The organism is Streptococcus sp. 2022WUSS083, assembly GCF_044427155.1.
Taxonomy (GTDB): Bacteria; Bacillota; Bacilli; order Lactobacillales; family Streptococcaceae; genus Streptococcus; species Streptococcus hashimotonensis.
On sequence record NZ_JAOTGK010000002.1, the window covers coordinates 277,723 to 289,114 of the forward strand.

The 11,392-nt window shown below is 41.5% G+C and carries 4 protein-coding genes and 1 pseudogene; all 5 read left to right on the top strand.

Annotated features, from left to right (window positions below; translation table 11 throughout):
* Positions 1 to 392: 392 nt before the first annotated feature.
* Positions 393 to 968 (top strand): annotated as a pseudogene (locus tag ODU41_RS03385) (ComEC/Rec2 family competence protein); the annotation flags it as partial.
* Positions 969 to 1,136: 168 nt separating this feature from the next.
* On the top strand, positions 1,137 to 6,791 hold the full coding sequence (locus ODU41_RS03390) for a ZmpA/ZmpB/ZmpC family metallo-endopeptidase (protein ID WP_398578650.1): 5,655 nt from the start codon (positions 1,137 to 1,139) through the stop codon (positions 6,789 to 6,791).
* A 358-nt stretch (positions 6,792 to 7,149) separates the two neighbouring features.
* The gene (holA, locus tag ODU41_RS03395) at positions 7,150 to 8,181 is read left to right on the top strand and encodes a DNA polymerase III subunit delta (RefSeq protein ID WP_398578651.1); all 1,032 of its coding nucleotides are present in this window, start codon (positions 7,150 to 7,152) and stop codon (positions 8,179 to 8,181) included.
* 112 nt (positions 8,182 to 8,293) lie between these two features.
* Positions 8,294 to 8,899, top strand: a complete 606-nt coding sequence (gene sodA, locus ODU41_RS03400; protein WP_013730459.1) for a superoxide dismutase SodA — start codon at positions 8,294 to 8,296, stop codon at positions 8,897 to 8,899.
* Between the two features lie 262 nt (positions 8,900 to 9,161).
* Entirely contained in the window at positions 9,162 to 11,186 is a 2,025-nt protein-coding gene (locus tag ODU41_RS03405) for a bifunctional metallophosphatase/5'-nucleotidase (protein ID WP_398578652.1), read from the top strand.
* Positions 11,187 to 11,392 lie beyond the last annotated feature (206 nt).

Here is an 11,392-nt window from a genome sequence, read left to right on the forward strand (position 1 = left end):
TACTTGACATGATATACTTTTCAGTTTATACTTGATGTAACTTAAAAATACCCTGCAGACGGTAAAGAGGTTCGATTCCTCTCCCCATCATACTTTGCTAACCGGAAATGCAGGCTCTCCCCAACTTAGTTCGGTAGTTGCACCTGCAGCTGCTGAAGTACTTATAGACTTAGTAAGTAATTGGTTTGCCACATGGCTAGAAAATAAGGAGAAAAAAACTATGGTCACTGTAATTAGTTTAATTTTTAAGTTTTCGTGCCTCGTTGTAGCGGTGGGGGCTTGCATGGTAGCGGTAGCGAATACGAGGCATTACAAAAGGGCATTTCTAAATGAAGTGCCTTTTTGTAATGCACGCATCAATCCAACCATATTTAAATTGTATCAAAATGACTACTCATACCGATACGGACCATGTGGGCGATGTGCTGGAAGTGGCTAAGCAGGTCCAAATTGGTCAAATTTACGTGTCGCCTGGAAGCCTGACGGTGCCTGACTTTGTAGCCACATTGAAAGAAATCAATGTCCCTGTTCATGTAGTGAAAGTGGGCGACCGCTTGCCGATTTTTGACTCTTATCTGGAGGTCCTCTATCCAGACGGGACAGGCGACGGTGGCAATAATGACTCTGTTGTCCTTTACGGTCGCTTGTTGGAAACTAATTTTCTCTTTACAGGGGATTTGGAGCAGGGGGAGCTGGATTTGATAGAAAGCTATCCGCAGCTACCTGTTGATGTCCTCAAAGCTGGTCACCACGGCTCCCAAGGCTCTTCCTATCCTGAATTTCTAGACCATATCGGAGCCAAGATTGCCCTGGTATCAGCAGGAGAAAACAACCGCTACAAGCACCCTCACCAAGAAACCTTGGACCGCTTTGACAGTCGAAATATCCAAGTCTATCGCACCGACCAGCAAGGAGCCATTCGCTTCCGAGGTTGGAAAGAGTGGAGGATTGAAACGGTGAGGGAGTAGATTTTGGTAGTAAGCTATATAATTATAGTTTGTTTAGTTTCCTAACAACTATTGTTAGGAAATTTTCTTGTTTTGGTGAGATTGCTAGCGTTTTCTTTGCATTTCACTCTTCTTACTTATATAATTGTAGTAGAGTTTTTATTTGGCTCAAAAGGAGACTATATTTTAATGAATTTAAATTTTTTACAAAAGAAGCACCATTTTGGTATACGTAAGTTTTCCATCGGTGTCGTGTCAGTTGCTCTGGCCATTAGCTTTAGCGTCCTTGGAGGGCAGGTTGCGGCTGCGCAAGAGGTAAGTCAAGTGCCTACTAGTAGTCAACAAACTAGTCAGTCAGTAACAGATGAGCCAAGTCAACAGCAGGAAACCAATGAAGTAGCTGTTCAAACTCCAGAAACCCTTGGTTCCCTACTAAACGAAGCTACACAGGAGAACCTAGCTCAAGAAAGCCAGCTTGTAGAAGTAGAACCAGCTATTCAGAAGGAAGTGGTCTCTCAAGGCATTTCAGCACCCCAAGCAGCACTTCCTGCAGAAGAGCAGTCAAATCCAGCTGGTGATGAGAACATTCTCCCAGCCGAAAATTTTCATCAGGTTGCTGAGCCAGTAGAACCAGATCCTATTCAAACGAAACAAGAACCAGCAGGTTCAACGGACGAGGCTACTCAACCAGTTCAACCAACTGAAACAGCAGCAGTAGAATCTGCTCCGACCGACCAGCTAGCAGAAACATCAGCAGTAGAATCTGCTCCGACTGACCAGCTAGCAAAAGAAGTAGTCCAACCCGTACTTCGTTCAGTATCCATGGCTCGTAGTGTAGCTGCCAATGAAGTTGCTAAATTGCCACTAGATGACCAAGGGGAGCTTATGACCTCCGTCAATGGAAAAACAGTTCAGCAGTTTCAAGTGGTTTATTCGGATGGTAGTAGTCAGATAGTCCCTGCGACGACTCAGCCGACGACAAGCCAGACCAGAGAGGCAGTTGCGCAGCAGGTTGCTTCGCTGAAAAATGATTTTGCGGCTGTGACCTATGACTCACTCTATCCTTACTTGGGCCATCAAGAAAGTTTTCTTGAAAAAAATGCTCTAGAGACGGCCATTCGGAAGGAAAATGGGGGAAATGCTCTGTCAGCCGACCAGCTGCAGTCTCTCAAGCAGACAGCTTATATGGATATGCTGGATATGAGGGAGAGTTTTGAGCGAGTAAAGGCTAAGATTGAAACGAGTCTGACGGGTATTTTTGAGAAATCAAGCCAAGTCAATGTAGAGGATATCCGTCGTAATAAGGAGAAGATTTTAGCAGGTCTTTCCTATCTGGATCGTCAATATTCCTTTGAATTTGGTCAACATCAGGCCCAAGATTTAATCTTGTATCACCCTCAGGTTTTTGGTGGTGGCGGGAGTCCTCTTGGAACTCTTACTATCTTGAATACCCTGACCTATCGTGATTTGACCTTGGGACAGTCAGCGACTACTTACCAAACCAAACTAGCTCCAATTACAAATCAAGCTGATATTTTCTCCTTTGTGGAGAAGGGAGTTAGCCTTTTTGAGCCAAGTAAAACAGGGGAGCAATGGTTTAAGGAGACCAGTAAGGCTCATCTGGCAGAGTCCCAATCTCCTTACGGCGATTCTTCACTCTATCAGAAATTAAAGAGCAATGCACGTCTAAATAACCACCTCATTCCTCTCCTGACCCTACCTAGTGATCTCATATATGCCATTAGCACTTCAAACACAGTCAACTACGGTTTGACGGAATCCTATGTTCGACCAGGTGACCAGACCGGCTTGGCAACATTTAAAGCTAACTTACAATCCTATGCTGATGACCAGGAAAGCTTTTTGAAATTCTGGCATCGTATCAGTCAGAACAAGGATATTCTAGCCAATCATGAAACCATTATTGTGATTGATAGTCCGCAGAAACTAGGGACAGCTACTCAGCGCGTTCAAGAACTTTATTCACCAAAATATGGTTCAAGTGTTTTAGAAGGGGTCGAGAAATTTATCAGACCGCTCAACCTTTATGCCAACTTTTTACAAGCTGATGGTCAGGCCAATGGAAAGACTTCTATTAACCTCTTCTTGAAAAAATCCCTGTCTGAGGCAGGTCAGTCTGTCTATACCCATGAATTGACCCATATGTTTGATAAGAACGTTTGGTTAAATGGCTATGATAGACGAGCTGGCCAGTTACAAGAAGTTTTTGCCAGAGGAATGTTTGAGTCTATGGATGTTGCCAAAACACCCTATCAAGACCCGAGCTTTATTATCAATACCGCCTTTCGCATGGGAGACAATCGGACACAAAATGCTAGTCCAGACCGTTTCCAAACAAGTGATGACCTCAAGACCTATATGCAGGGTATCTTGGACGTCTTGTACACTTTAGACTACGCAGAAGCTCAGTCTATCTTGGGTCAGATACCTGAAGACAGGGCGGTCCTACTTAATCAGCTGAGCCTTGTCGCAAGTGCCAATGGTGGTCAGACAGATCAATCTCAACCGATTTCGAGAGATTTAGCAGCAGGTTTGCAATCTGTCCATGATTTTGTAGATAATCAATTGATTTCCGGTCGCTACAAGTTTGATGGTCTCAATACCACAGGAATAGCTCGAACCAATTCTTACTACACCATTCCTCTCTTTGAGCCTATCTATGCAGGTCTGCAAAACAATGCAGGAACAGTAGGTGATATTAGCTTTAGAAGAAATGCCTATGATATTCTAGGAGAATATGGTTATGAAAAAGGAATGGTAGCCTATGTTTCTGGCCAGCATGCCAATGATCAGGCAGCTTTGAATGCCATTATGCCAGAATATGGAGGAGACCTAGCAACCTTTAAGAAAGCTATGTTTGACCGTCGCATCGCCAAGGTTACCGAACTAAAATCCACTAGTGTAGCCAGCGATTTCGCTGCTATTCAGAGTTTGATGGATGCAGCCATTGCCAAAGATTTGCAACAGATGAAACTTAATGCAACCAACAAGGTAGCCTTGTCAACCAGAGTTTCAGCTGTTCAAGAATTGAAAAAGAGCATCTTCCAGGCTTATTTGAAGGATACAGATGACTTCCGTTCAAGTATTTATCAAGAAGTTCAGGCGCGTGACCTGTATGTCACTCAGGGAGATGAGCAATCCAGAGACGGTCAAGGAACAGAAGGTAATCCATATCATAGCTTGACTTATGCACTTTCTCAAGCTAGGGATGGTGATACCATCAAATTGGTAAGTGATGTTCAACATCGTCAAGAAACGCCTTTCCTTATCAATAAGGCGGTCACAATTGATGGTCAAGGGCATCGCCTCACCTTCCGAGGTCCAAATGTAGAATTGGGTAATGATGTAACCTTTGCCAACATGACGCTGAATATGATTGTAGATGCCAGTCAACAAGCAACGCTCTATGCCAATGGTTACCATTTGACCTTTGATAGAGTTTCTACAACCATAAGTCAAGCTCAAAGCAATCTCCGTCCAAGCCTGGTTGCCGGCTCTCGTACGGGCGATCCAGCAGGAAGCCATGGGCAAATTACTATTACCAACGGAAGTTCAGATACACGATTTAACACAATCTACGCAGGAAATGCAGATTCAGCAAGCAGCATTCCTGTGACAATTTCAATCCTGTCGGATTTTGTCAATGCCGATCAAGGTATTAAACTGTCAGGTGTTAATGGGGAGCTTGTTGAGGGACCAGTGTCTGTTATTTCAAAATCTAGTAGTTTGAAATCAATTGACGGTAATGGTAGTTTGGATAATAAGGTTACGATTGACACTGCACGCATTCACGGATTGAATGTACAAAATATCCAAACTTTAGAATTGGTCAATAAGGCAGATGTTAGTTTAGCCAGTCAGGTATCTGAGATTTCAACAGGTGTAGAACTTGCAACTGGCACGCAGTTGATCATTGCCAATGATCCAGTAACTCTGGGAAATCTATCTGGTCAAGGAAAAGTCATTGTCCCAGCTACAGCTAGCCTAGCAGTAACAGGTAGCATTGAAGGTACTGTTGAAGTTCTTGTTAGAGGATTTGAGCATAATCTAAGTCCTCATGTTGATAAGGTATTCGTGACTGCTGAAGGTGGCTTTGCAGATACTATTCGAATTGCCTTGGAAAACCAATCGGACCGTTTTAGCTTGAGCAATGAGGGAATTTCCTATCGTTTGGTAGAGCCGACTCAGACACCACAGAACCTCCAAATCAACCTTCGTTTCAAAGAAGGTGAAACAGTAGTCAAAGAAGAAAACTTGACCTTGCAAGTAGGTTCCTCTGTGACAGATTTGGTAGCACGTTTGCCTCAACCAGCCCAAGGACATTATGAAATTGCATCAAGTTTTGACCAGACTCAATTGAACAACCTGCAAATATCTCAGACAATTGAGATTCCATTGGAATTAATCACCCCTGCCCTACCAGTTAAAGTATTCGATAAAACTGCGGTTACAGGTCTTGAATTGGTGACCCCACCGACTAAGACAGACTATCGTCCAGCTGAAACAGTGGAATTGGTAGGTCTTCAAGTGAAGCTAGTGGACAATCAAGGTCTATCCAAAACCATCACTCCAGACCAATTCAAGGAGTACGGTGTGGAAGTGGCGCCTGTTACCCTGACCCCACAAGTTACTAGTCTGCAACTCCGTAAGGACACTCATGAGGTGGCTATTCCAATTCAGGTTACCCCATGGAAAGCAGATGTTTATTCGGTTACTGTCGGAGATAAGTATGTCTATGAAACAGATGACGATTTGACTGCGGTGGGAACTGCTATTTTGGCCAAGGTTCAGGTTGATGCCCAGGCAGGTCCTGTTGAAAGGAGTCTTGTAAATCCTCTTCCCACAACCCTTGGTGAACATACTATTCCAGTCCTTGTTCGATTTGATGACGGCAGTCAGGAGCAGGTATTTGTTCAAGTGATTGTCCAGAAAACAGAAAATGGCAAGGGAGTCACTCATGAATTGCCAATCGGTGTTCTTCCAAAATCCGATCTCTATCAAGCTCAGGTTACAGGTTCCGCCCAAGCCCTTCCAACTAGCACTAGTGAAGTAATCACGGCTGAAATCTTGAAGCAAATCAGTCTTCCGACCGCAGCCGGTCAAGTTGATTTTGAAGTTGTAGGCTCACTGCCACAGTCCAGCGGTGATTATTCTATTACCGTTCGAGTGGTTTATGATGATCGTAGTCAAGAAGAAGTCGCCGTTCCTCTTCATATTCTCTTTGTAGAAAATGGCAAGGGCGTCAAACATGAACTGCCAGAAGGTGTTCTTCCAAAATCCGATCTCTATCAAGCTCAGGTTACAGGAACAGCCCAAGTTCTTCCAACTAGCACTAGTGAAGCAACTACGGCTGAAATTTTGAAGCAAATCAGTCTTCCGACCGCAGCCGGTCAAGTTGATTTTGAAGTTGTAGGCTCACTACCACAGTCCAGCGGTGATTATTATATTACCGTTCGAGTGGTTTATGATGATCGTAGTCAAGAAGAAGTCGCTGTTCCTCTTCATATTCTCTTTGTAGAAAATGGCAAGGGCGTCAAACATGAACTGCCAGTCGGCGTTCTTCCCCCGCTAGAAGTAGCTAAAGGAACTTTTGTGGTTTCAGAGAAAGGGACAGGAGAAAATAGTCCAAAGCCAGCCGCAAAAGAAATGGCAGTCCCTGTGAGTGCTGTTGAACAGAAAAAATTGTCTAATAGGCAGTTACCTGAAACAGGAGACAAGAATGATCTTGTCCTGGTTGGCTTAATGCTTGCACTCTTTAATCTGGTCTTTTTGAAGCATGGTAAGAAATCTCATCATTCTCTTTATAGAGGAGATGAGAAATAGTAGCAATGAATCCCAGTTTCGACTGAGTATTCATTCCCTTAAATACTACAAATCGAATTCTATCCTAATTTTGAAGGCAGAAGCTAAATGTATTAGTTTCTGCCCTTTTTTATAATTGATAGAAGAATTGATACTTTTCAAAAATCAAAAACAAACCTTGCTAGCTGAAAACAAAAGTTCTATTCGCACATGTCGAAACGAACTGTTCGTTTTAGCTCCAACTTCGAAATGATTCCCCGACCATTGAAAACGGTTTGGTTTTGATTTTAATTGAGTATGACTAATCTATTTTTATTAATGAGTTTGTTTTCTATTTTTATTTCAACATGGTATAATTTATTAAGAATTAGAGGTATACATGTTAGTTATTGAACAGATTGAAAAATTAAAAAAAGAGAAATTAGAGCTTCTGACCGTTTTATGCGGTGAAGACATCGGACAATACCAAATAGCGAAAGACTTACTTCTGAGGAAGCTTGATTTTGATGCGGCAGATTTAGGTTTTGCCTATTTTGATATGTCGGAGGCTGATTATCATCAGGTAGATTTGGACTTAGTTTCTCTTCCTTTCTTTTCAGATGAAAAAATAGTGATTCTTGATTATTTTGCAGATTTAACGACAGATAAAAAACGGCATTTGACGGATGATGAACTCAAACAGTTTGAGGCCTATTTGGAAAATCCTGTCGAAACAACACGTTTGGTCATTCTAGCACCGGGTAAGTTGGACAGTAAGCGTCGTCTGGTCAAACTCCTCAAACGAGATGGACTAGTATTAGAAGCCAATCCCCTGAAGGAGCTGGATTTGAAAAATCATTTCCAGAAAGAGATAATGCGTCTTGGATTGCAGATGGGAGGAGAGGTTTTTCAATATCTTTTAGAAAAGTCCAATTTTGATTTTTCAGAAATCAGTAAGAACCTGGTCTTTCTTCAATCTTATAAGGGAAAAGAGACGATTGAAATTTCAGATATTGATGCGGCTATCCCCAAAACACTACAAGATAATATCTTTGATTTAACACAGTTAATTCTACAATCCAAGGTAGACGAGGCTCGCAACTTAGTTCGTGACTTGCGGTTGCAAGGGGAGGAAGAGGTTAAGTTGATTGCCATCATGCTAACTCAATTTCGAACCTATCTACAGGTGCAAATACTACTAGAGCAAGGCCGAGGGGAACAGCAGATAGTAGCTGAGTTATCGACTATTATGGGGCGTAAGGTGAATCCATACCAAGTAAAGTATGCTTTGCGTGATTCACGCCATCTGTCCATTGGATTTTTGAAAAAAGTCGTTAAGCTCCTAATCGATACAGATTTTCAAATTAAAACAGGCCAATTTGATAAGGATTATTTATTTGATTTGGTATTATTAAAAATTGCGACCACATAGTAAAAAGAGTATTTTTAGACCGAGGGTCAACCGTAGTTTCAGACAAATAAATTGAAAAGGCTCTCACATTGGAGTAGAATAGAACTATCACTTAGTATAGGAGAAAACGAAAATGGCAATTATTTTACCAGACCTTCCATACGCATACGATGCTTTGGAACCACATATTGATGCAGAAACAATGACCCTTCACCACGATAAGCACCATGCGACTTATGTTGCAAATGCTAATGCTGCCCTTGAAAAACACCCTGAAATTGGCGAAGACTTGGTAGCTCTTTTGTCAGATGTGGAGCAAATTCCAGCTGACATCCGCCAAGCTTTGATCAACAACGGTGGTGGTCATTTGAACCATGCTCTTTTCTGGGAATTGCTTTCACCTGAAAAAACAGAAATTTCAGCAGAATTGGCAGCAGACATTGATGCAACTTTTGGTTCATTTGATGCTTTCAAAGAAGCCTTCACTGCAGCAGCAACAACTCGTTTCGGTTCAGGTTGGGCTTTCTTGGTTGTTAATAAAGAAGGCAAGTTGGAAGTTATCTCAACTGCTAACCAAGACACACCAATCATGCAAGGTTTGAAACCAATTTTGGCATTGGATGTTTGGGAACATGCTTACTACCTTAACTACCGCAATGTCCGTCCAAACTACATCAAAGCCTTCTTTGAAGTAATCAACTGGGACAAGGTTAACGAACTTTATAAAGCAGCTAAATAAGAACAGTTCTCTTCCGTTTGGAAGAGATTTTTTAGTTGCGAAGAGTACTTTGGAGAGAATTGTGTAAGGAAGAGGGATGATTTTTCGTATTATGGATAAAAATAACAAGATATTTTCAGAAAAATGATGTAAAAGTAAGAATAAACGAATATTTTTATAATTTTTTGTTATAAATGACTGATTTAATATTGAAAAGCCGTAGGAAAAGGATTATTATAGATATGTCAATATGACAAAAAATAGAAGGAGCATTGATTTGCTTATGAAAAAGAATATTCGGTTGAAAAGCAGTGTACTAGTCCTTGTAGCTGGTTTTAGTGTCATTACAACACAGGCTGTTTTAGCAGATGAATTAGCTGTCCAAATTATGGGAGTTAATGATTTCCATGGTGCGCTTGATACGACAGGGACAGCGCGATTAGAGGGGGAAACAGTTCGGAATGCAGGAACTGCAGCCTTGCTTGATGCTTACATGGATGATTCGCAAGCAGAATTTGAAGAAACAGCAGCAGAAACAGAAACACCTGCAGAGTCTATCCGTGTTCAAGCCGGAGATATGGTTGGTGCAAGTCCATCGAATTCTGGACTTTTACAAGATGAACCAACTGTAAAAGTCTTTAACAAAATGGATGTTGAATACGGTACTTTGGGGAACCATGAATTTGATGAGGGACTTGATGAGTATAACCGTATCATGACTGGTGAAGCTCCAAAAGAAGGTCAGTTTAATGAGATTGTAGATAATTATACTCATGAAGCTGCCAAACAGGAGATTGTTATTGCTAACGTTATTGACAAAGAGACGGGTGAAATTCCGTATGGCTGGAAACCGTATGCTATTAAGACTATTCCTGTAAATGATAAAGAAGCAAATATTGGCTTTATTGGTGTAGTTACGACAGAAATTCCTAATCTTGTTTTGAAGAAAAACTATGAGCAGTACACTTTTTTGAATGAGGCAGAGACGATTGCGAAATATGCGCGTGAGTTAGCTGAAAAGGGTGTAAATGCGATAGTTGTACTGGCTCACGTCCCAGCTACAAGCAAGGATGGTGTGGCTGCTGGTGAAGCTGCAGATATGATTGCTAAGCTAAATGAAATCTATCCTGAACACTCAGTTGACCTTGTGTTTGCCGGTCACAACCATGTCTATACAAACGGTACAACAGGCAAAACCTTGATTGTACAAGCTACCTCACAAGGTAAGGCTTATGCAGATGTTAGAGCTGTTTATGATACAGATATTGCCGACTTTAAAGATGTTCCGACTGCGAAAATTATTGCAGTAGCACCAGGGCAGAAAACACCAAGTCCAGAAATTCAGGCGATTGTAGACGAAGCAAACACCATCGTTAAAAAAGTAACAGAGCAAAAAATTGGTACGGCTAGTCAAGCGACAGATATTTCACGCGAAGTGAATGAATTTAAAGAAAGTGCTGTGGGCAATCTAGTAACATCGGCTCAATTAGCTATTGCTAAGAAATCAGGCTATAATGTTGACTTTGCAATGACCAACAATGGCGGGATTCGGGCAGATTTGAAGGTCCAAGAGGATGGAACAGTTACTTGGGGAGCAGCACAAGCTGTTCAACCATTTGGGAATATCCTACAAGTCGTTCAAATGACAGGTGAGCAGATTTATACAGCCTTAAATCAACAATACGATGAAGGCGAAAAATATTTCCTTCAAATGTCTGGAATTAAATATATCTACACGAAAGCAGATAATCCAACGGAAGAAAATCCTTACAAGGTTGTTAAAGCCTTCAAAGAAGATGGAACAGAGATTGTTCCGACAGAAACCTATACACTTGTCATCAATGACTTCCTATTTGGTGGTGGGGATGGTTTCTCGATTTTCAAAGAAGCTAAGCTGATTGGCGCTATCAATCCAGATACAGAAGTATTTGTGGAGTACTTGACTGATTTAGAAAAAGCAGGTCAAACGATTAGTGCAACTATTACAGGTAGAAAAGCATTTGTAGAGAAGTACGTAGAAGAACCAAAAGCAGAAGAAAAAGGAGATGCTGCTGGGACAACTACCGATACGAAAATACCTGAAAAAGCAAGCGACGGTGGCGGTAGTGTAGCAAATCAGAAAGCAAACGAGCAACCGGCACCATCTGGAAGTATGGCTCCTATTTTAAATAAGAAAGCTGAAAAAGCATCAGGAAATCAAACACTTCCAAATACTGGTCAAGAAGCCCTAGGCTCCCTTCTTATTAGCTTGGGTGGCTTAGTTTCACTCGGAATGGCTGTCTCAATGAGACGTAAGGAAGGGGAATAATTTTTAGATTATATAACAGATTTTGTAATATTTATATGCAAAAAGTCAGGGTGGTTTGTCCTGGCTTTTTAATTTCATTCATGCTGAATAAACGATTACATAAAATAAAATGCTATATTAATATACACAGAGTAAGCGTATTCTTATTTGATGTACGTATAATCAATTGACAAACTAGTATTTTTGGGATAGAATGGGGTGCTGAG

Excerpts from the sequence above, each read along its gene's own strand:
- ODU41_RS03390 (WP_398578650.1), top strand. The coding sequence starts at position 1,137 with ATGAATTTAAATTTTTTACAAAAGAAGCACCATTTTGGTATACGTAAG.
- holA (WP_398578651.1), top strand. The coding sequence starts at position 7,150 with ATGTTAGTTATTGAACAGATTGAAAAATTAAAAAAAGAGAAATTAGAG.
- sodA (WP_013730459.1), top strand. The coding sequence starts at position 8,294 with ATGGCAATTATTTTACCAGACCTTCCATACGCATACGATGCTTTGGAA.
- ODU41_RS03405 (WP_398578652.1), top strand. The coding sequence starts at position 9,162 with ATGAAAAAGAATATTCGGTTGAAAAGCAGTGTACTAGTCCTTGTAGCT.